18 protein-coding genes, 1 pseudogene and 1 riboswitch are annotated in these 21276 nt (G+C 71.2%); of the genes and pseudogenes, 10 read left to right on the forward strand and 9 right to left on the reverse strand.

The annotated features are described in order from the left end of the window. Positions 1-115 precede the first annotated feature (115 nt). From ACFW2G_RS14725 to def, 4 genes are all read left to right on the forward strand, one after another. Positions 116-1663 carry an HD-GYP domain-containing protein gene (locus ACFW2G_RS14725; protein ID WP_384583872.1) on the forward strand — a complete coding sequence of 516 codons (1548 nt, stop codon included), beginning with the start codon at positions 116-118 and terminating at the stop codon, positions 1661-1663. Beyond that, entirely contained in the window at positions 1660-2919 is a 1260-nt protein-coding gene (locus ACFW2G_RS14730) for an HD-GYP domain-containing protein (protein ID WP_384583869.1), read from the forward strand. The genes ACFW2G_RS14725 and ACFW2G_RS14730 overlap by 4 nt, the downstream gene beginning before the upstream one ends. A gap of 119 nt (positions 2920-3038) precedes the next feature. Beyond that, on the forward strand, positions 3039-4031 hold the full coding sequence (locus ACFW2G_RS14735; RefSeq protein WP_037919647.1) for a tetratricopeptide repeat domain-containing protein: 993 nt from the start codon (positions 3039-3041) through the stop codon (positions 4029-4031). An 83-nt stretch (positions 4032-4114) separates the two neighbouring features. Further along, positions 4115-4759 (forward strand): peptide deformylase, encoded by a 645-nt coding sequence (def, locus tag ACFW2G_RS14740; RefSeq protein ID WP_384451998.1) that lies wholly within the window; start codon positions 4115-4117, stop codon positions 4757-4759. Positions 4760-4770: 11 nt separating this feature from the next. On the opposite strand, the gene ACFW2G_RS14745 is transcribed toward def, so the two are convergent. Continuing rightward, positions 4771-5736, reverse strand: a complete 966-nt coding sequence (locus ACFW2G_RS14745; RefSeq protein ID WP_384583866.1) for a helix-turn-helix domain-containing protein — start codon at positions 5734-5736, stop codon at positions 4771-4773. 81 nt (positions 5737-5817) lie between these two features. On the opposite strand from ACFW2G_RS14745, the gene ACFW2G_RS14750 reads away from it, so the two are divergent. Further along, entirely contained in the window at positions 5818-6030 is a 213-nt protein-coding gene (locus tag ACFW2G_RS14750; RefSeq protein ID WP_157840202.1) for a hypothetical protein, read from the forward strand. A 115-nt stretch (positions 6031-6145) separates the two neighbouring features. On the opposite strand, the gene ACFW2G_RS14755 is transcribed toward ACFW2G_RS14750, so the two are convergent. From ACFW2G_RS14755 to ACFW2G_RS14765, 3 genes are all read right to left on the reverse strand, one after another. After that, positions 6146-7162, reverse strand: a complete 1017-nt coding sequence (locus tag ACFW2G_RS14755; protein ID WP_037919654.1) for a ribonucleotide-diphosphate reductase subunit beta — start codon at positions 7160-7162, stop codon at positions 6146-6148. Continuing rightward, entirely contained in the window at positions 7162-9549 is a 2388-nt protein-coding gene (locus ACFW2G_RS14760; protein WP_384583863.1) for a ribonucleoside-diphosphate reductase subunit alpha, read from the reverse strand. Before ACFW2G_RS14760 ends, ACFW2G_RS14755 begins: the two co-directional genes overlap by 1 nt. A gap of 134 nt (positions 9550-9683) precedes the next feature. Next, positions 9684-9813: riboswitch (cobalamin riboswitch) on the reverse strand. 44 nt (positions 9814-9857) lie between these two features. Then, a complete protein-coding gene (locus ACFW2G_RS14765; protein ID WP_037919656.1) occupies positions 9858-10355 on the reverse strand; it encodes a GNAT family N-acetyltransferase in 498 nt (165 codons plus the stop codon). A 77-nt stretch (positions 10356-10432) separates the two neighbouring features. On the opposite strand from ACFW2G_RS14765, the pseudogene ACFW2G_RS14770 reads away from it, so the two are divergent. After that, positions 10433-11019: pseudogene (locus tag ACFW2G_RS14770) on the forward strand (Uma2 family endonuclease). Between the two features lie 47 nt (positions 11020-11066). Here ACFW2G_RS14770 and ACFW2G_RS14775 read toward each other — a convergent pair. From ACFW2G_RS14775 to ACFW2G_RS14785, 3 genes are all read right to left on the reverse strand, one after another. Then, positions 11067-11264 carry a CstA-like transporter-associated (seleno)protein gene (locus tag ACFW2G_RS14775; protein ID WP_384452007.1) on the reverse strand — a complete coding sequence of 66 codons (198 nt, stop codon included), beginning with the start codon at positions 11262-11264 and terminating at the stop codon, positions 11067-11069. Then, positions 11261-13486, reverse strand: coding sequence for a carbon starvation CstA family protein (locus tag ACFW2G_RS14780; RefSeq protein WP_384452010.1), 2226 nt, complete (start codon positions 13484-13486; stop codon positions 11261-11263). The genes ACFW2G_RS14775 and ACFW2G_RS14780 overlap by 4 nt, the downstream gene beginning before the upstream one ends. 127 nt (positions 13487-13613) lie before the next feature. Further along, positions 13614-14378, reverse strand: a complete 765-nt coding sequence (locus tag ACFW2G_RS14785; RefSeq protein ID WP_350988427.1) for a GntR family transcriptional regulator — start codon at positions 14376-14378, stop codon at positions 13614-13616. Positions 14379-14667: 289 nt separating this feature from the next. Here ACFW2G_RS14785 and ACFW2G_RS14790 point away from each other — a divergent pair, with 289 nt between their 5' ends. The 4 genes from ACFW2G_RS14790 (at position 14668) to ACFW2G_RS14805 (ending at position 19492) form a co-directional block, all read left to right on the forward strand. Further along, positions 14668-15948 carry an extracellular solute-binding protein gene (locus ACFW2G_RS14790; protein WP_384452013.1) on the forward strand — a complete coding sequence of 427 codons (1281 nt, stop codon included), beginning with the start codon at positions 14668-14670 and terminating at the stop codon, positions 15946-15948. Between the two features lie 127 nt (positions 15949-16075). Continuing rightward, the gene (locus ACFW2G_RS14795; RefSeq protein ID WP_384452016.1) at positions 16076-17095 is read left to right on the forward strand and encodes a carbohydrate ABC transporter permease; all 1020 of its coding nucleotides are present in this window, start codon (positions 16076-16078) and stop codon (positions 17093-17095) included. A 68-nt stretch (positions 17096-17163) separates the two neighbouring features. After that, positions 17164-17982, forward strand: a complete 819-nt coding sequence (locus tag ACFW2G_RS14800) for a carbohydrate ABC transporter permease (RefSeq protein ID WP_384452074.1) — start codon at positions 17164-17166, stop codon at positions 17980-17982. Between the two features lie 7 nt (positions 17983-17989). After that, on the forward strand, positions 17990-19492 hold the full coding sequence (locus ACFW2G_RS14805; RefSeq protein ID WP_384583860.1) for a glycoside hydrolase family 3 protein: 1503 nt from the start codon (positions 17990-17992) through the stop codon (positions 19490-19492). 132 nt (positions 19493-19624) lie between these two features. Here the strand turns inward: ACFW2G_RS14805 and nagB are convergent, their stop codons facing one another. Beyond that, a complete protein-coding gene (gene nagB, locus ACFW2G_RS14810; RefSeq protein ID WP_037919683.1) occupies positions 19625-20410 on the reverse strand; it encodes a glucosamine-6-phosphate deaminase in 786 nt (261 codons plus the stop codon). Positions 20411-20609: 199 nt separating this feature from the next. Then, positions 20610-21276 (reverse strand): SDR family oxidoreductase (locus tag ACFW2G_RS14815; RefSeq protein WP_384680938.1); only part of this gene is annotated, 667 nt, incomplete at its 5' end.

Below are 21276 nucleotides of genomic sequence, written 5' to 3' on the forward strand. Positions count from 1 at the left end.
CGCATGGCGCAATGCGAAATTGTGGCCCGCCCCGCTCGGGGCCCCACCTATTCTCCCCAATCGGTACCGCTTCGATGCGGCACCCGGCGTGCACGGCCCAGGGGAGGAGAACGCCATGCGGGATCTTCCGGCGGCCGCGCGCGGATTGGTCATCTGCGCCGTCCTGGCGGCACTCGCCTGCACCGTTCCGGCCCTGACGGATTCCGCCCCGTGGCCGGCCGCGGCCCTCCTCGCCACGCTCTGCCTGGGCTGCGAACTCGTCAGGCTCTGCCCGCTGCCGGGCGGGCGGGTGCCCGAGGCCATCGGCTCCTTCCTGCCCGGGGTGCTCGCCGCCGTCTTCCTGCTGCCACCCGCCGTCGCCGCGCTCGTGGCACTGCCCGGAGGCCTCGCCGCAACCGTCGTCCAGCGGCCCGTCGCGGTGCGCCGGGTGTGGCACGGAGCCCAGCAGTCCATCGGTGCGTGGGCGGCGGGTCAGGTGTTCGGTCTGCTCGGCGGCCCGGCCGCCCTCGGCGCAGCGCCCTCCGCCGCGTCCGGGCAGCCCGGGTGGCCGGCCGACCTGCCCTCTGCGCTGCTCCCGGCGACGGCGTCCGCCACCGCCCTCTGCCTGGTGGTCACCGTGCTCGACGGGGCCATCCTGGCCGCCGCCGAGCGCAGGCCCCCCGCCGCCACCTCCCTGCACGGCCTGGTCGCCGGTTCCCTCGCCCCGTACGGCGTGCACGGCCTGGCCGGACTGATGATGGCCGTCATGTGGCGCAGCCCGTACGGGGTCCCGGCCGCGCTGCTCGTCCTGCTGCCGATGTACGTGTCCTGCTGGGTGTCCGCCCAGTACCACCGCGAGCGCTCCGCCCACCAGGCCACCATCCGCGCCCTGGTCCGGGCCGTCGACATCAAGGACCGCTACACGCGCGGCCACAGCGAACGGGTCGGCCAGGCCGCCACGATGATCGCCCGCGAGCTGGGGATGGTCGGGGACCGGCTGGAAATGGTGCGCATCGCCGGCATCCTGCACGACGTCGGCAAGCTCGGCGTTCCGACCCGGCTGCTGCGCAAGGACGGGCCGCTCACCCCGCAGGAACGCCGGATCATCGAACTGCACCCCGAGTACGGGCACGAGATGGTGCGCGGCATCGGCTTCCTGGGGGAGGCCAGGTCCGCGATCCTGCACCACCACGAACGCGTCGACGGCACCGGCTACCCCTATGGGCTGACCGGTGAACAGATCCCGGAGCTCGCCCGGGTGGTGGCCGTGGCCGATGCCTTCGACGCCATGACCTCCACCCGCTCGTACAGCCGGGCCCGGCCGGTGCCCACCGCCCTCGCCGAGCTGGAGCGGTGTGCGGGGGCCCAGTTCGACCCGGCGATGGTGCGGGCCCTCACGGCGGCGATCGGCCGGCACGGCTGGCATCCGGTGGTCACCTCGGACGACGACCTCCAGGTGATCGGTTCGTCGGCGACCGGGTCCTCGGCCGGGGCTTCCGCGGCGGCCGCGACGGCCGCGGCCGCGGAGCCTTCCGCGCCATGCGGCCGTGGCTCCCCGCCGGATCCCTTCTCTGCTCCCGGTTCCGGTTCCGGTTCCGCTTCGGGTGTCCCGGGGGGCCGCCGGGCCGGCACGGGGAAGAACGCAGCCGAGGACCCCTCGCCGCCCGCCCGGGGCGCGCGGTGAGCGCGACCGCCGCCCGGGCCGTGCGCGGCGCGGCCGGGGTGCTCGCCGTGGCCGCCCTCGCCCACACCCTGTGGAACGGCCTGGCGGAGCCCGGGGCCGCCCTGGCCTTCGGCATCCTGGTCGCCTTCGGTGAACTCGCCCGCAGGGACGGGCCCGGCGCCCCCGGCTACCGGGGCGCGCCGCTCGGCTCCGCCGGGGCGCTCGCCTACGCACTGCTCGGCCAGAACTCCGGCGGGCCGACCCGCCACGGCGTACTGGAGACCGTCGCCGTCGTGGCCGCAGCCGTCCTCGCCGGGACCGTCCCGCACATCGCCCGCGGCTGCGGGCCCGCCGCGGACCAACTGGCCCGCCGGGTGCTCACCGTCGCCTTCGCGGCCGCCTGCTTCCGCCCGCTCCACACCTCGGGCCGGCTGACCGAACTGGCCGGCGAGGGCCCGTACCTCGTGCCCTTGCTGCTGCTCCTGTTGGGCCTGGCCGCCCTGTGCGACGCCGTGATCGCCGCAGCACTCGCCGGGGCCCGCACGGAACGACCGTACGGGCCCCGGCTGCGCGAGGCGCTCCGCGCCCAGCTCGGCATCGGCTCGGCGGTCTGCGCCACCGGCGCCGTCATCGCGCTCGGGGTGGCCGTCGCGGGCCTGTGGTCCGTGCCCGTCTTCAGCGTGCCGCTCCTGGTGACCCAGCTGTCCTTCCACCGGATCACCGCGATCCGCACCACCTACCGCCAGACCATCACCTCCCTGGCCCGGGCCACCGAGATCGCCGGATACACCCCGCCGGGCCACTCCCGCCGGGTGGCGGCCCTCAGCTGTGCCGTGGGCCGGGAGCTGGGCCTGTCGGAGCGGGAGCTCACGGTGTTGGAGTACGCCGCCCTGATGCACGACATCGGCCAGCTCTCCCTGGTCGATCCGGTGCCGGCCGGGGCCACGGCCGGGCTGCCCGGCGCCGAGGCCCGCAGGATCGCCGGGCTGGGCGCGGAGGTGGCCCGGCAGACCGGGGTCCCGGACGAGGTCGCCGTGGTGGTGGAGCGGCAGGCGGACCCGTACCGCGAGCAGCCCCCGCTCGCCCGGATCGTGCGCGCGGCCAACGCCTACGACGACCTCGTCGGCGCGAACCGTCACCCGGGCGGCGCACTGGCCGCCCTGGAGCAGCTCCGGCTGGGCACCGGCCACGATTACCAGCCGGAGGTCGTGGAATGCCTGGCGAGGGTTCTGGCCAGGGGCGGACGTGGCAGAGTGGTCCCCATCCCACCGGGGTAACCCATGGGTAATGAGCGGCCGTCCGAGTGGGCATGGTTGGATGCCAGTAAGAGTGTCCGCAAGGCTGCACCGTAGTCCCCCAGCCACCGCTGGGAGGTGCCCCCAGGCAGGCGGGAATCGTGAGGATCTTCGGGAAGGTACGGCATCGGCCCTCCGCCTCGTGGCGGCAGGCCACCGACCGCGCGTTCACGCTGATCGGCGACGGCCGGTACGAGGACGCCGGCGCGCTGCTGACCAGAGCCGCGGACCTGGAGCCCTGGCTCTCCGAGTCCTGGTTCAACCTGGCTCTGCTGCACAAGTTCCGGCACGACTGGGAGCAGGCGCGGGCCGCAGGCCTGCGTGCCGTGGCCCTGCTGGACCGTGAGACCGGAGCCCCGGACTGGTGGAACGTCGGCATCGCCGCGACCGCGCTCCAGGACTGGCCGCTGGCCCGGCGGGCCTGGCAGGCGTACGGCCTGAAGGTGCCCGGCGACCCGCACGGCGGCGGCAGCGGCGAACCGGTCGGCATGGAGCTCGGCAGCGCCGCCGTGCGGCTCTCGCCGGAGGGCGAGGCCGAGGTGGTCTGGGGCCGCAGGCTGGATCCGGCCCGGCTGGAGGTCCTGTCGATCCCGCTGCCCTCCTCGGGGCGGCGCTGGGGCGAGGTCGTGCTCCACGACGGGGTCCCGCACGGTGAGCGGGTGACCGCGGCGGGACCTTCGTACCCGGTGTTCGACGAGATCGAGCTGTGGGCGCCGTCGCCGGTGCCGACCTGGGTGGTGCTGCTGGAGGCGGCCACCGAGGCGGACCGCGACGCGCTGGAGCAGCTGGCCTCGGACGCGGGCTTCGCCGCGGAGGACTGGTCCTCGTCGGTGCGGCTGCTGTGCCGGACCTGCTCGGAGAGCGAGATGCCGAGCGACGAGGGCGACGGCGAGCACCTGGATCCGCACGACCACAGCGAACCGGGACACCCCGGCCCGCTGGGGCACCGCACGGCCGGCTCCGGTTCCTTGTGGATGCCCGAGCGCGAGTGCGGTATCGCGGCACCTGCCGGACTCGTGCGTGGACTCCTCGACGGATGGGTGGCGGACAGCCCCGACAGCCGCGAGTGGCGGGATCTCGAAGAAGTCTGCTGATCCGGGGCCGTAGGCTGTACGGGCACATCGGTGGCCACAGGCGACCACCGGTGACCGGGACTTACGGAAGGCGTACGGCGGACATGGCGCAGCAGGAGAACCAGGTTGTCGATGGTGGCGAGGTCGTGAACGACGGGTACGTCGTGGACACCGAGGACTGTGAGGCGCGCGAGCTGGCCCACCGGGAGCGCGGCACCGCCCGCCCGATCACGGTCGTCGGCAACCCGGTTCTGCACCGCGAGTGCAAGGACGTCACCGAGTTCGGCGACGAGCTGGCCAAGCTGATCGACGACATGTTCGCCAGTCAGAAGGCGGCCGAGGGCGTGGGCCTGGCCGCGAACCAGATCGGCGTGGACGCCAAGGTCTTCGTCTACGACTGCCCGGACGACGAGGGTGTGCGGCACACCGGTGTCGTGGTCAACCCGAAGCTTGTGGAGCTCCCCGCCGGCTCGCGGGTGCTGGACGACTCGAACGAGGGCTGCCTGTCCGTCCCGACGGCGTACGCCTCGCTGGCCCGCCCCGACTACGCCGAGGTCGAGGGCCAGGACGCCCAGGGCAACCCGATCAGGGTCCGCGGCACCGGCTACTTCGCCCGCTGCCTGCAGCACGAGACCGACCACCTGTACGGCTACCTGTACATCGACCGGCTCTCGAAGCGGGACCGCAAGGACGCCCTGCGCCAGATGGCGGAGGGCACCCCGCGCTACGAGACCGTCCCCAACGCCTAGCCGGCGCGGTACTAGGCCGCCTGCGGGCCCCGGAAGGTACGCCTGAAGGCGTTCGGCGTGGTGCCCAGGGTCCGCAGGAAGTGGTGGCGCAGGGCCGCCGCGTTGCCGAAGCCGCAGCGGCCGGCGATCGAGTCGACCGTGTCGCCGGTGGACTCCAGCAGCTCCTGCGCCAGCAGGACCCGCTGGCGCAGCACCCACTGGTAGGGCGAGGTGCCGGTCTCCTGGAGGAAGCGGCGGGCGAAGGTCCGCGGGGACATGTGCGCGCGTTCCGCCAGCTGCTCGACGGTGATCTCCTCCTCCAGGTGGCGGCCCATCCACTCGATCACCTCGCCCACCGTGTCGCAGGCCGTGCGCGGCAGCGGCCGCTGGATGTACTGCGCCTGTCCGCCGTCCCGGTGGGGCGGTACGACCATCCGCCGTGCGATGACGTTGGCCACCTCGGCCCCGTGCTCCTGGCGGATCACGTGCAGGCAGGCGTCGATGCCCGAGGCGGTGCCGGCGGCGGTGATCACCGACCCCTCGTCCACGTAGAGCACGTCCGGGTCGACGACCGCCCGGGGGAAGCGGCGGGCCAGGGCCGCGGAGTGCATCCAGTGGGTGGTGCACCGGCGGCCGTCCAGCAGCCCGGCCGCACCGGCGATGTACGCCCCACTGCATACGCTCAGCACGCGCGCGCCGCGGTCCACCGCGCGGCGCAGGGCCGCGAGCAGCGGCTCGGGGTAGATGCGCCGGTCGGCGTCCTTGGCGGCGGGCAGGCAGATCAGGTCGGCCTCCTCCAGTCGCTCCGGCCCGTGGGCGGGGGTGATCGCGAAGGCGCCCCCTCCCACGGTCAACGGCCCCTCCTCCACCGCGCACACGGCGAAGTCGTACACCGGAAGCCCCATGTCACTGCGATCGATTCCGAACACCTCGCAGAAGATCCCCAGCTCGAAGGGGGCGACTCCGTCGACGAGGGCCACGGCCACGTTGGTCAGCATGACCACAGTGTGGCAGTAATTCGGCCTTTCATGACAGTCCTGCCACTGTCGATCAAGGGCGACCGGGCGGACAGTGGAGGTATGACAACTTTCGTGAACTTCCTCGTCGTCCTCGCCCTCGCCACTCTGCTGATCGGGCCCGCCCTGTACCTGAACCATCGCGACCGGCGCACGGATCGGCAGCTGCGGGCCGCCGCGACCCGGCTGGTGTGGCTGCCCCGCCAGCGGTCGGGCGGGCTGCCGCCCAACCCGCGCCGTTCCGGCGGCTGGCACCTGGGCCCGGTGATCCACTGACCGGGGAACGCGAGAAGCCGGGACACGGATCCTCCGCATCCCGGCTCCCCGGCGGTCCCGGGGCCCTGGAGTCCCAGCAGCCCCACGAGCCCTGTGGGCGTCGAACTCCCGGACCCTAGAAGTCCTCGTCCAGGTCCACCGTGCCCTCGACCGCGACCTGGTAGGCCGACGGGCGGCGCTCGAAGAAGTTCGTCAGCTCCTGGACGCCCTGCAGCTCCATGAAGGAGAACGGGTTCTGCGAGCCGTACACCGGCGGGAAGCCGAGCCGGACCAGGCGCTGGTCCGCGACGCACTCCAGGTACTCGCGCATCGACTCGGTGTTCATGCCCGGCAGGCCGTCGCCGCACAGGTCGCGGCCGAACTGCAGCTCCGCCTCCACGGCCTCCTTCAGCATGTCGGTGACCTGCTGCTGGAGCGCGTCGTCGAAGAGCTCGGGCTCCTCCTTGCGGACCGTGTCCACGACCTCGAAGGCGAAGTTCATGTGCATGGTCTCGTCACGGAACACCCAGTTGGTGCCGGTGGCCAGGCCGTGCAGCAGGCCGCGCGAGCGGAACCAGTACACGTACGCGAAGGCGCCGTAGAAGAACAGGCCCTCGATGCACGCCGCGAAGCAGATCAGGTTCAGCAGGAAGCGGCGGCGATCGGCCTGCGTCTCCAGCCGGTCGATCTTCTCGACCGAGTCCATCCACCGGAAGCAGAACTGCGCCTTCTCACGGATGGACGGGATGTTCTCCACCGCGTCGAAGGCCGCCGCGCGGTCCTCCGGGTCGGGCAGGTAGGTGTCGAGCAGCGTCAGATAGAACTGGACGTGCACGGCCTCCTCGAACAGCTGGCGCGACAGGTACAGGCGCGCCTCCGGGGAGTTGATGTGCTTGTACAGCGTCAGCACGAGGTTGTTCGCGACGATCGAGTCGCCCGTCGCGAAGAACGCGACCAGACGGCCGATCATGTGCTGCTCGGCGGGCGTCAGCTTGGCGAGGTCCGCCACGTCCGAGTGGAGGTCGACCTCCTCCACCGTCCAGGTGTTCTTGATCGCGTCCCGGTAGCGCTCGTAGAAGTCCGGGTAGCGCATCGGGCGCAGCGTGAGCTCGAAGCCCGGGTCCAGGAGGTTCTTGTGGTCGGTGGAGCTCATTACTGGCAGGCCTCGCAGGACTCGGGGTTCTCAAGGGAGCAGGCCAGGGCGTCGGCGTCGACGGCCTGCGGGAGGGCCACCGGGGCGGCGGTGGCGGCCTGCGCGGCGCGGGCGATCTTCGTCGCCGGGCGCGAACGCAGGTAGTACGTGGTCTTCAGGCCCTGCTTCCAGGCGTACGCGTACATCGAGCTGAGCTTGCCGATGGTGGGCGTCTCCAGGAACAGGTTCAGCGACTGCGACTGGTCCAGGAACGGCGTACGGGCCGCCGCCATGTCGATCAGGCCGCGCTGCGGGATCTCCCACGCCGTGCGGTACAGCTCGCGCACCTCGGCCGGGATCCAGCTGAAGCCCTGGACCGAGCCGGAGGATTCGCGCAGCGCCTCGCGGGTCTGGGAGTCCCACACGCCGAGCTTCTTCAGTTCCTCCACCAGGTAGCCGTTCACCTGGAGGAACTCGCCCGACAGGGTCTCGCGCTTGAACAGGTTGGAGACCTGCGGCTCGATGCACTCGTACACGCCGGCGATCGAGGCGATCGTGGCCGTCGGGGCGATCGCCAAGAGCAGGGAGTTGCGCAGGCCCGTCGTGGCGACGCGGGCGCGCAGCGCGTCCCAGCGCTCCGGCCAGTTCAGCTCGACGTCGTAGTGGTCCGGGTGCAGGACGCCGCGGGCGGTGCGGGTCTGCTCCCAGGCCGGCAGCGGGCCGCTGCGCTCGGCGAGGTCACTGGAGGCCTCGTACGCGGCCAGCATGATGCGCTCGGAGAGCTTGGTCGACAGGGCCTTCGCCTCGGGGGAGTCGAAGGGCAGCTTCAGCTTGAAGAAGACGTCCTGGAGGCCCATCGCGCCCAGGCCCACCGGGCGCCAGCGGGCGTTGGAGCGGCCGGCCTGCTCGGTCGGGTAGAAGTTGATGTCCACCACGCGGTCGAGGAAGGTCACCGCGGTGCGGACGGTCTCGTCCAGGCGCTCCCAGTCGATCTCGCCCGTCTCCGGGAGCACGAAGGCGCCCAGGTTGACCGAGCCGAGGTTGCAGACGGCCGTCTCGCCGTCGTTGGTGACCTCGATGATCTCGGTGCAAAGGTTCGAGGAGTGCACGACCGTGCCCGGTTCGGCGGTCTGGTTCGCCGTGCGGTTGGAGGCGTCCTTGAAGGTCATCCAGCCCTGGCCGGTCTGCGCGAGGGTGCGCATCATCCGGCCGTACAGGTCGCGGGCGGGCATGGTCTTGCGGGCCAGGCCGTCGGCCTCGGCCTTGCGGTAGGCGGCGTCGAACTCGTCGCCCCACAGGTCGACCAGCTCGGGCACGTCGGCCGGGGAGAACAGCGACCACTCGGCGTCGGCGTTCACGCGGCGCATGAACTCGTCCGGAACCCAGTGCGCAAGGTTGAGGTTGTGGGTGCGGCGCTGGTCCTCACCGGTGTTGTCGCGGAGCTCCAGGAACTCCTCGATGTCCGCGTGCCAGGTCTCCAGGTAGACCGCGGCGGCACCCTTGCGGCGGCCGCCCTGGTTCACGGCGGCGACGGAGGCGTCGAGGGTCTTCAGGAACGGCACGATGCCGTTGGAGTGGCCGTTGGTGCCGCGGATCAGCGAACCGCGCGCGCGGATGCGGGAGTACGACAGGCCGATGCCGCCCGCGTGCTTCGACAGGCGCGCGACCTGGTGGTAGCGGTCGTAGATCGAGTCGAGCTCGTCCAGCGGGGAGTCCAGCAGGTAGCAGGAGGACATCTGCGGGTGCCGGGTACCGGAGTTGAAGAGCGTGGGGGAGGAGGGCAGGTAGTCGAGACGGCTCATCAGCCGGTACAGCGAGGCCACTTCCTCGACGGCCTGGACGCTCTCGTCCGCGGCGAGACCGCATGCCACGCGCAGCATGAAGTACTGCGGGGTCTCGATGACCTGACGGGTGATCGGGTGGCGCAGCAGGTAGCGGCTGTGCAGAGTGCGCAGGCCGAAGAAGCCGAAGCGGTCGTCGGCGCCCTCGGCGAGCGTGTGCTCGACCAGCGCGTCGAGGCGGCTCGCGTGCGTGCGCACGAACTCGGCGGTGCGGTCGGCGATGAGGCCCTCGCGGTGGCCGACCTCGACCGAGGCGGAGAAGGAGGTGGAGCCCTGGCTCGCGGCCTCCTCGCGCACGGCCAGCGTCAGCAGGCGGGCGGCGAGCCTGGAGTAGGCGGGGTCCTCGGAGATGAGGCCGGCCGCGGACTCGGTTGCCAGGGCGCGCAGTTCGGCCTCGTCGGCGGCGGAGCTGCGGCCGCGGAGCGCTGCGGCCGCGACGCGGCCGGGGTCGGTGTCGGGAAGGTCCGCCGTAAGTTCGGTGAGGGTACGCAGCAGCGTGGCCCCCGGGCCCTCGGTGTTGTCGCCAGAAACGGACTCGGCGCGCGGTGCGGAAGGCGCGATGGTCACGGCGGGAGCTCTCCCTCGCTCGGCCCGGTCGTCGGCGGGCGGGCGCGGGCGCATGCGGGCGTGGCAGGAGGGCACACCGCATGGCGTCCACCGGCCCAACCGCGAGGCCCGGACGTGTCGGCACCCGGGTCGGTCGATCCGGGCGCGCTGACGGCAGGTCATCGGACTTGGCGTCCGGATGTCGGACACTTCATACCGTTGCGGGACAGTTCCGGATTCCCACCGGATTCCCCTGCGGCGACAGCAGGCATGAGCATACATGTGGGGGCGCCCTTGTGTGGCACCCCCAACATGTAGTGTCGGCGTGGCTACAGCTTGAGTCGGTACGTAAGGAGTTTCAGGCCCTCGATGGGCGCCCAGTCCCGCTCCGGAGTGCGCTCGAAGCCCAGTCGTACGTAGATCCGGTGCGCCCCGGCCATGCTGTGCTGGGTGGAGAGCACGAGGCCCGTGACGCCCTCGATCGCCCGCGCCCGCTCGACGCAAGCCCGCACCAGGGCCTCGCCGACGCCCCGGCCGCGGGCCGCGTGGGCCACCGCGAGCATCCGGAACTCGGCCTCGTCGGGGCCGGCGATATCGGCGAGCGGGCTGCCGGGTGCGGCGAAGGTCACCCCGCCGAGCACCCGCCCGTCGTGCTCGGCGACGAGCACCTCGGCCCGGGCGGCCCGCCCGGCCACGTCGCGCAGCACGTGCAGGTACGGGTCGTCCTCGTTGAAGTCCAGGTGCCCGTCGGCGAGGTAGGCCTGCGCCGTGATCTCGCCCAGCGTCTCGTAGTCGGCGGGCACCGCCGTTCTGATCACCATGTCCATGCGGTCGAGTGTGCAGGACGCCTCCGGCGGGCGGCGCTATCGTCGGAGGCAGCACCGTCGAGGAAGGTGAGCGAGGCATGCCCGTGATGACCGACAGGCCCCACATGCTGACCGAGGACTTCGAGGCTGTCGCGCGCGCATAGCCGCCAGAGAGGTCGAAGGTCTGCGGCTGGAGTTCATCGACGGGGTCATCAGGAGCAAGGCAGTGCCGGACGGAGATCACGACCGCATCGTTCTGTGGCTCGCACGCATCTGCATGCAGCACCGGCCCGAGCTGTGGCTTCACGTGGAGCGGGGGTTGGCTGTGGGGGACTACCGCCCGGGTCGCGCCCGTCCCGATGCCGCTCTCGCGGTCGATGACGCGTTTGTCGGCCAGGGTGAGTGGGCCGACCCCGCTCCGGTCCTGATGGTCGTAGAGGTCACCTCGTACGACACCGACACGGACCGGCGTGATCGCGTCGAGAAGCCCCTCGCCTACGCCCAGACGGGCATCCCCGTATACCTGCTCATCGACCGGGAGGCGTGCGACGTGACCGTGTTCAGTGAACCGGACGGCCGCAGGTATGCGAACACCCGTACGGTGGAGTTCGGGAACGACGTTGAGCTCCCCGATCCGGTCAACGTCACCCTCCGGACCGAGGTTCTCAAGGACTGGGCGCGCTGAGGAACGCCGGAAGGCCCCGCCGGACGCGACGGAGCCCTCCACCTGTGTCAGCAGCAGCGGAAGCCCTCGCGGGGGTCCGCCTCCCGGGCGTCCGTGCGGGCGCGTTCGAAGGCGCGGCGGGTGAGGACCTCCGCGTCCGGGTCGTGGGAGCGGGCGTGGGCCACGTACCGGTCGTAGGCGGCCTCCCCGGAGAACTCCCGTACGTAGAACCGCGCCCTGGCCAGCACGCCGCGTACGCCGCTCACGCCACCGGCTCCTTGACCTGCCCGCCGCCCGCGTCGCGGTCCGCCGCGGCGGCGAGCTGGGCCCGCTCCTCGGCGGTGGCGATCAGGCCGGCCGGGGCGACGATCTTCGACTCGGTCCACGGGACCTCGGAGAGCGTCACCGATCCCGGGTCGCGGACGGCCCTGACGCAGGTCCGGAGCGCGTCCGCGAGGACCACGACGATCAGGGCCGCGAAGAGTGCGCACAGCACGCCGTCGACCGTGGCGTTGGTGACGATCGTGTGCATGTCGTCCATGTTCTTCGCCGGGGCCAGCACCTTGTCGGCGTCGATGCCCGCCTGGTACTTGTCGCGCTGGGCGAAGAAGCCGACCTTCACGTCCTCGGAGAACACCTTCTGGTAGCTGGCGGTGAGGGTCACCGTGGCGTCCCAGACCAGCGGTACGCCCGTCACCCAGGCCCACTTCAACCGCCCGGACTTGACCAGCAGCGTGGTGCAGACGGCCAGCGCGACCGCGGCGAGCAGCTGGTTGGCGATGCCGAAGAGGGGGAAGAGCTGGTTGATGCCGCCCAGCGGGTCCTTGATGCCGACCCAGAGGAAGTAGCCCCACGCGCCGACCACGATCGCGCTCGCGAACCACACTCCGGGCTTCCAGCTGACGTCCCTGAAGGACTTGTGGACGTTGCCGAGGGTGTCCTGGAGCATGAACCGGCCCACGCGGGTGCCCGCGTCGAGCGTCGTCAGGATGAAGAGGGCCTCGAACATGATCGCGAAGTGGTACCAAAAGGCCTTCATCCCGGCGCCGCCGAAGACGGAGGAGAAGATCTCCGACATTCCGAGTGCGAAGGTCGGTGCGCCGCCCGTCCGCGACAGCAGGCTGGCTTCCTCGACGTCCTTGGCGGCCTGGGTGAGCGCTTCGGGCGAGATGGCGAATCCGAAGTCCGTCACCGCCTGCGAGGCCGACTCGACGGTGGTGCCGATGATTCCGCCGGGGGAGTTGACCGCGAAGAACAGGCCCGGCTCGATGATGCAGGCCGTGATGATCGCCATGACCGCGACGAACGACTCGGTCAGCATGGCGCCGTAGCCGATCATGCGGACCTGGGTCTCCTTCTGGATCATCTTCGGCGTGGTGCCCGAGGAGACCAGGGCGTGGAAGCCCGAGAGGGCACCGCACGCGATGGTGATGAAGACGAACGGGAACATCGACCCGGCGAAGACCGGGCCGTCGCCGCGGGCCGCGAAGTCGGTGATCGAGGGCATCTTCAGCGTCGGCATCGCGATGACCACGCCGATCGCGAGGAGTGCGATGGTGCCGACCTTCATAAAGGTGGAGAGGTAGTCGCGGGGCGCGAGCAGCATCCACACCGGCAGCACCGAGGCCAGGAAGCCGTACACCACCATCCAGATGACGAGCGTCTCCTTCTCCAGGGTGAAGGTCCCGGCGAAGGAGGACTCGGCGACCCAGCCGCCCGCGACGATGGCGAGCAGCAGCAGGGCCACGCCGATGAGGGACACCTCGGTGACCCGGCCCGGCCGCAGGACACGCAGGTAGAAGCCCATGAAGACGGCGATCGGGATGGTCATGCCGATGGAGAAGACGCCCCAGGGCGAGTGCGCCAGGGCGTTGACGATGACCAGGGCCAGCACCGCCAGCAGGATGATCATGATGGCGAACACCGCGACGAGGGCGGCGGCCCCGCCCACGGGGCCGATCTCGTCCCGCGCCATCTGGCCGAGCGAACGGCCGTTGCGGCGGGTCGAGAAGAACAGCGTCACCATGTCCTGGACGGCACCGGCGAAGATCACGCCGGCGACGATCCAGATGGTCCCGGGCAGGTAGCCCATCTGCGCGGCGAGCACGGGACCGACGAGCGGGCCGGCGCCGGCGACGGCGGCGAAGTGGTGGCCGAAGAGCACCCGTCGGTCGGTGGGGTGGAAGTCGACACCGTTGTCGAGGCGTTCGGCCGGGGTGGCCCGGGTCGCGTCGACCTTCAGTACGCGGTGCGCGATGAAGCGGGCGTAGAAGCGGTAGGCGATGGCGTACGAGCCCAGCGCGGCGGCCAGCAGCCAGGCCGCGGAGACCTCCTCGCCGCGCGAGAGCGCCAGCACGCCCCAGCCGATGGCGCCGACGAGGGCCACGGCCACCCAGGCGGCGATGGCCTTGGGGGAGGAGGGCGAGCCCGCGGGTGCTCCCGGACTCGCCGTGCCCCGTTGTGCCCCTGTTGCTTCCGATCCAGGCATGATCTCTCGTCCCCTCGTCGATCATCTGCGTAAGCAGGCGGAATCTACGGGGGATCACCGGGTGAACGTAAGACCCCGTCCGCATTCCGATCGCACGATTCCGGTACGCGGGGCGGGGCCACGGGCGTCAGACGGCGGGGCGCTTGAGCCTGGCGACGAACTTGTAGCGGTCGCCGCGGTACACCGACCGCACCCACTCCACCGGTTCGCCGTCGGCGTCCAGGGAGTGCCGGGAGAGCATCAGCATCGGCAGCCCGACATCGGTGCCGAGCAGGCCGGCCTCGCGCGGAGTGGCCAGCGAGGTCTCGATCGTCTCCTCGGCCTCTGCCAGGTGGACGTCGTACACCTCTGCCAGGGCGGTGTAGAGGGAGGTGTACTTGGCCAGTGAGCGGCGCAGCGCGGGGAAGCGCTTGGCCGAGAGGTGGGTGGTCTCGATGGCCATCGGCTCGCCACTGGCCAGGCGAAGCCGCTCGATGCGCAGCACCCGCCCACCAGTGTTGATCTTGAGCAGTCCGGCGAGGGTGTCGTCCGCGGTCACGTAGCCGATGTCCAGGAGCTGAGAGGTCGGCTCCAGGCCTTGGGCCCGCATGTCCTCGGTGTAGGAGGTCAGTTGCAGGGCCTGGGAGACCTTCGGCTTGGCGACGAACGTGCCTTTGCCTTGGATCCGCTCCAGGCGTCCCTCTACGACCAGTTCCTGGAGGGCCTGCCGGACGGTGGTCCGGGACGTGTCGAACTCGGCCGCGAGCGTGCGCTCCGGCGGTACCGGCGTCCCGGGCGGCATGGTTTCGGTCATGTCGAGCAAGTGCCGCTTGAGTCGGTAGTACTTGGGTACCCGGGCCGTGCGCGTGGCTGCCCCGCCGTCCGGCTCCGTGAGTGCCCCTTCGGTGGCCATCGCCGCCCGCCTTCCCGACTCCAGTTTCGCTGCCGTCACCGGCTCCTCCGATATGTGCGGTCACATCGTGACACGTAAGGGGGGACAGGCCTTCTCTCCCCCCAGGTGTCGGTCCGATAACGGACCGGGCACCTGCTCATTAGACCCTTGACACCCCTAAAGGTCTAGGCCAAGCTCCAGCTACTGGTCTACACCAATATGGATCAGATCCCAGCCCCACGGCAGTACTTCGCGTATGTCACCGCGGCGGGCAAGGGAAGTGCAGGCAGGCATCCCTGAGGAGGGTGGCGTGAAGCGCAAGCTCATCGCGGCGGTTGGAGTCGCGGGCATGGTGATCGGCCTCGCGGCGTGCGGCAACGGGGACGACGACAAGGCCAAGGCCGACGCGGGTCCCAAGGAGATCACCGTCTGGGTCATGGACGGCTCCGCGCCGAAGGCCTGGATCGACGAGGTCAACAAGGAGTTCTCGGCCAAGCACCCCGGTGTCACGGTCAAGGTCGAGGAGCAGAAGTGGACCGGCATCCAGGAGAAGGTCACCACGGCCCTCTCCGAGAACAACCCTCCGGACGTTCTTGAGCTCGGCAACACCCAGACCGCCGGCTACGCGGTCACCGGCGGCCTCGCCGACCTGACGAAGGACAAGGCGGCGCTCGGCGCCGACGCCTGGCAGAAGAGCATGCTCGCCTCGGCCGAGGTGGACGGCAAGCTCTACTCCGCCCCCTGGTACGCCGCCAACCGCGTGGTCGTCTACGACAAGAAGGCCTTCGCCAAGGCCGGCGTCACCCCGCCCACCACCCGCGACGAGTGGATCGCCGGCCTGGAGAAGCTGAAGGCGGCCGACCCGGGCACCCAGCCCATCTACCTCCCCGGCCAGAGCTGGTACGTCCTCGCGGGTCTCATCTGGGACGAGGGCGGCGACCTCGCCGTGAAGGACGGCGACAAGTGGAAGGGCGGTCTGGGCACCCCGCAGGCCGGCGCCGCGATGGAGTTCTACAAGAAGCTCCAGTCCTACTCCACCGCTCCTAAGGACAAGGACGAGGCCAACCCGCAGCAGTCCACGGACATCGTCCCCAAGGGCGGCGTCGCTTCCTGGATCGGCCTCGGCTGGGAGGCCGGCGGTGCCGAGAAGGCCCTGAAGGAGGCGGGCAAGGAAGCCGACTTCGGCTACTTCCCGATCCCGGGCAAGACCGCCGACAAGACCAGCACCGTCTTCCTCGGCGGCTCGAACCTCGCGGTGGCCGAGCGCTCCAAGAACAAGGAGCTCGCCAAGGAGTGGCTGGCCCTCGCCGCCGGCAAGGACCAGATGACCAAGTACGCCGCCGAGACCAAGGGCGCACTGCTGCCGAACCAGGCCGCGGCCAACTTCACCCCCGCCGCCGGTTCCTTCGCCGAGGCCATGGGCAAGGCCGGCGTGAACGGCAAGATCACCCCGGTCACCGCGGGCTGGGCGAACGTCGAGACCGAGCCGAACCCCATCAAGGAGTTCATGACCAAGGTCCTGAAGGGTGAGGACGCGGCCAAGGCCGGCGCCGAGGCGGACGCGGAGATCGCGAAGCGCATCAACCAGTAGTCCGGCCCCGCAGTACCCGCACGACCCAGCAGTGTGAACGCACCGGGGGGTGCGGCAGGTGCCCGGACACCCGCCGCGCCCCCGGTCGCGCATTTGACTCCACAGTCAACCGCGAGGAAGCCAAGCCATGACCGTGCACTCCCAGGGAGCGGTGACCAGCGCTCCACAGGACGCACCACCGAAGTCCGCCGGACGGCCCCAGGCGCCGGCCCCAGTAACCGGCGCCGGCCCTGTGCCGTCCCGCGGAACCAGGAAGCCGCTCCCCTCGGGGTGGCTGCCCTACCTGCTGGTCGCGCCCGCGGTGCTCGCCCTCGCGACGCTCCTGCTGTACCCGCTGATCAAGAACGTGATCCTGTCCCTCCAGGACATCAACAAGGTCGAGTTCATCCAGCGGAAGTACCCCTTCGCGGGGCTCGACAACTACACCGAACTCCTCGGTGACTCCGCCTTCTGGACCGTCGTCGTCCGCAGCTTCGCCTTCACCCTGGCCAACGTCGCGCTGATCATGGTGCTGGGCAGCCTCATCGGCATCCTGCTGAACAAGCTGGGCAAGAAGATGCGCCTGCTGCTCTCGATGGCGCTGGTGATGGCCTGGGCCATGCCGATCGTCGCCTCGGTGCAGGTCTTCCGGTGGCTGTTCGACGAGCAGTTCGGCGTCATGAACTGGGTCATGCGCTCCGCCGGCTTCTCCGGCTACGAGCAGCACAACTGGATGGAGACCGGCCTCTCCACCATGGTGATCGTCACGATCCTGGTGGTCTGGGGCTCCATCCCCTTCGTGGCCCTCAACATGTACGCCGGCCTCACCACGGTCGGCGCCGAGCTGTACGAGGCCGCCCGGATGGACGGGGCCAACGGCTGGCAGACCTTCTGGAAGATCGTTTTCCCGAACCTCAAGCCCTTCTTCCTCATCACCACCTTCCTTGAGGTCATCTGGGTCTTCAAGGCCTTCACCCAGGTCTACGCGATCAACAAGGGCGGCCCGGACCGCGGCTCCGAGATCCTGCCGGTCTTCGCCTACGTCGAGGGCCAGAGCCAGTCCCACTACGGCCTCGCCGCCGCGATCTCCGTCCTGACGATCGTGATCCTCGTGATCGTCATGTCCTTCTACTTCCGCCTGATCCTGAAGCAGGAGGAGGAGCAGTGAGCACGACCACCGCCCCGAAGCCGGCGGCTCCCGAGCGGCCCGCACAGCAGCTCCGCACCCGCCGCCCGGTGCGCCCCGCGGCCGTGGCCAAGAACCTCGGCGCGCTCCTGCTCGCCCTGGGCTTCGTCTTCCCCGTGTACTGGATGTTCTCGTCGGCCCTCAAGCCGTCCGACCAGATGCTCACCAAGGACCCCGTCTTCGTCTTCACGCCGACGTTGGACAACTTCGGCAAGGCCACCGGGGTCGACAACTTCTGGACGTACGTCACCAACAGCGTCCTGGTCACCCTCGGCGCCGTGCTGCTGGCCCTGCTCGTCGCCCTGGCCGCGAGCTTCGCCATCGCCCGCATGAGGTTCAAGGGCCGCAAGGGCCTGGTCCTCACCGTGATGATGGCCCAGATGGCCCCCTGGGAGGTCATGGTCATCGCGATGTACATGATCGCCCGGGACGGCGAACTGCTGAACAGCCTCCCGCTGCTCACCGCCATCTACTTCGTGATGATCCTGCCCTTCACCATCTGGACCCTGCGGGGCTTCATCGCCGCCGTCCCGGTGACCCTGGAGGAGGCGGCCCAGATCGACGGATGCACCCGCGGCCAGGCCTTCCGCAAGGTGATCTTCCCGCTGCTGGCCCCCGGCCTGATGTCCACCTCGCTCTTCGGCTTCATCACCGCCTGGAACGAGTTCGCCATGGTCCTGATCCTCAACAAGGACAAGACCGCGCAGACCCTGCCGCTGTGGCTGACCGAGTTCATGTCCGCCTTCGGCAACGACTGGGGCGCCACCATGGCCGCCTCCTCGCTCTTCGCGGTCCCGGTCCTGCTGATCTTCATCTTCCTCCAGCGCAAGGCCGTCGGCGGCATGACCGCCGGCGCCGTGAAGGGATGACCCCGTCATGACTGTCCTTGCGCACCGCGCCACCGCCTCCGACGAGGTGACCCGCGACGCCCTCGCGGTCCTCCAGCCCGGCTTCGAGGGCACCGACGCCCCCGCCTGGCTGCTGCGCAGGATCGGCGAAGGCCTCACCTCGGTGGGCCTGTTCGGCCGCAACATCGCCTCGCCCGAGCAGCTCGCCGCGCTGACCGCGCAGCTGCGCGCCGAACGCGATGACGTCCTGGTGGCCATCGACGAGGAGGGCGGCGACGTCACCCGCCTGGAGGTCCGGGGCGGCTCGTCCTTCCCCGGCAACCTGGCCCTCGGCGCCGTCGACGACACCGGCCTGACCCGGGACGTCGCCCACGAGCTGGGCCGCCGCCTCGCCGAGTGCGGGGTCAACCTCAACTGGGCCCCCTCCGCCGACGTCAACTCCAACCCGGACAACCCGGTCATCGGCGTACGGTCCTTCGGCGCCGACACCCACCTCGCCGCCCGGCACACCGCCGCCTACGTCCAGGGCCTCCAGGCCGCCGGCGTCGCCGCCTGCACCAAGCACTTCCCCGGCCACGGCGACACCAACGTCGACTCCCACCACGCCCTGCCGCGCATCGACGTGGACCTCGACACCCTCGCCGCACGCGAACTCGTCCCGTTCCGGGCGGCCATCGAGGCCGGGACGAAGGCCGTGATGAGCGCGCACATCCTGGTGCCCGCCCTCGACCCGACCCGCCCGGCCACGCTCAGCCCGCAGATCCTGACCGGCCTGCTGCGCAAGGAGCTCGGCTACGAGGGCCTCATCGTCACCGACGGCATGGAGATGAACGCCATCGCCGGGACGTACGGGATCGAGCGCGGCTCGGTCCTGGCCATCGCTGCGGGTGCCGACGCCATCTGCGTCGGCGGCGGACTGGCCGACGAGGCCACCGTCCTGCGGCTGCGCGACGCGCTCGTCGCGGCCGTACGGGAGGGCGCGCTCCCCCAGGAGCGCCTCGCCGACGCCGCCGCCCGGGTCCGCGCGCTCGCCACATGGACCAGGGCGGCCGGGCCGGACGCGCGGCCGGAGGGGAGCCGCGCGTCCGGCATCGGCCTGACCGCCGCCCGCCGGGCCCTCACCGTCACCGGTTCGGCGGCCCCGCCGACCGGCCCGTACGTCGCGACCCTGACCCCGGTGGCGAACATCGCCGTCGGCGACGAGACCCCGTGGGGCCTGGCCGCCGAGCTGGCCGAGCTGCTGCCGGGCACCGCTTCCGACCTCTACCCGCAGGGAGCCACGGCCGGGGAGATCCTGACGGCGGCGGGGGAGCGCACCATCGTCGCGGTGGTCCGCGACGCGCACCGCCACCCGTGGATGACCAAGGTGCTGGACGCCCTGGTCGACGCCCGGCCGGACACGGTGGTGGTCGAGATGGGGCTGCCGCGCGCCGCACCGCGCGGGGCCCTGCACATCGCCACCCACGGTGCTGCGCGCGTGTGCGGTCGCGCCGCTGCCGAAGTCGTCGCGGGGGCCGTCACGGGGGTGTGACGCGCCGCGGAACCGGAGCCGGGCACCTTGTCACAGGGGTGGTGCCCGGCTCCGCCGCGTACGCGGAAGGACCGGGCGGGTATGCGGAAGGGCCGGGCCCCAGGGGCCCGGCCCTTCGCCCGCGCTCGGGGCCTACAGGCCCTGCCAGGACGGCTTGTTGGCGTAGGTGTGGCGGAAGTAGTCGGCCAGCTTCAGCTTCGAGGCGGCGGCCTCGTCCACGACCACGGTCGCGTGCCGGTGCAACTGCAGGGCGGACGCGGGGACGAGAGCCGACAGCGGGCCCTCGACGGTCTGCGCCACGGCCTCGGCCTTGCCCTCGCCGGTGGCCAGCAGCACCAGGTGGCGGGCGTCGAGGATGGTGCCGATGCCCTGGGTGATGACGTGGTGGGGGACCTGCTCCAGGTCGTCCTCGAAGAAGCGGGCGTTGTCCACGCGGGTCTGCTCGGTGAGCGTCTTGATGCGGGTGCGCGAGGCCAGGGACGAACAGGGCTCGTTGAAGCCGATGTGCCCGTCCGTGCCGATCCCCAGCAGCTGGAGGTCGACGCCGCCGGCCTCGGCCAGCGCCCGGTCGTAGGCCTCGCACGCGGCGACGAGGTCCTCGGCCGAACCGTCAGGGCCCATGAAGGAGCCCTCCGGCAGGCCGAGGGGCTCGACGACCTCGCGCAGGACGACGGCACGGTAGGACTCGGGATGCCCGGCCGGCAGGCCGACGTACTCGTCGAGCTGGCATATCCGGGCCCTGGAGGCATCGACCTCGCCGGCCGTGACCTTGCGGGTGAGGGCTTCGTAGACGGGCAGTGGGGTAGAGCCGGTCGCCACGCCGAGCAGGGCGTCGGGCTTGCGGCGCACCAGGGCCGCCATGGCCTCCGCGATGAGCTCGCCGCCTGCCTTGGCGTCCGGGACGATGACAACTTCCACGCGGGGCCTGCCGATCTGGAGTGACTGGTGTGGTATAGACCAATCTAGCAGAGGGAGCCGGGTGTGGCGGGGGTCCCGCCGCTTTCCATGGTGATGCCGATCCCGGCGCCCGGCCTCATGGCGGCCGAGGCGGACGGCCGGGAGTCCGGCGCCCCCCGGGGCATCCGGGCTCCCGGCCGTTTCCGGCGGTGTTCGCCGGTCAGATCAGTGCCAGTTGCAGGCCGCCGGTGGCGTCCAGGTGCTGCCCCGTGACCCAGCGTGAGTCGGGCGAGGCCAGGAAGGCCACCACGTCCGCGACCTCCTGTGCCGTACCCACCCGGTGGAAGACCGAGCGGCCGGCCAGGTGGGTCCGGGTCGCGGGATCGGAGAGCAGGGCCGCGTTCAGGTCCGTCTCGGTGATCCCCGGTCCCACCGAGTTCACGGTGATCCCCCGCGGGGCGAGCTCCGCGGCCAGGGAGCGCGTCATGGCGTTCGCGGCGCCCTTGGCCATGACCGTCGCGAGGATCGCCGGCAGGGCGAGGTCCGGGGTGCCGGTCACGTTCACGATCCGGCCGCCGTCCCGCAGTCGCGCGAGGCCGTGCTGGATCACGAAGAACGGAGCCTTGGCGTTCAGTGCGTGCGCCCTGTCGTACGTCTCCTCGTCGGTGTCCGCGATCCCGGCGAAGGCCGCCGCCCCCGCGTTGTTGACCAGGACGTCCACCGCCTCCGTGTGTGCGGGATGGGCCGCGTACGCCGCCCAGAGGGCCTCGGCGTCCCCCGGGACGCCGAGCTCGGCGCCGAACCCCGAGGCCGGGCCCCCCGGCCTCGCGCTCGCCCCCCCGCGGGGCACGGCCCCCCCCGCCGAGGCGGCGGGGGGGCCCGCGCCC

Source organism: Streptomyces sp. NPDC058880, from assembly GCF_042742535.1.
Taxonomy (GTDB): Bacteria; Actinomycetota; Actinomycetes; order Streptomycetales; family Streptomycetaceae; genus Streptomyces.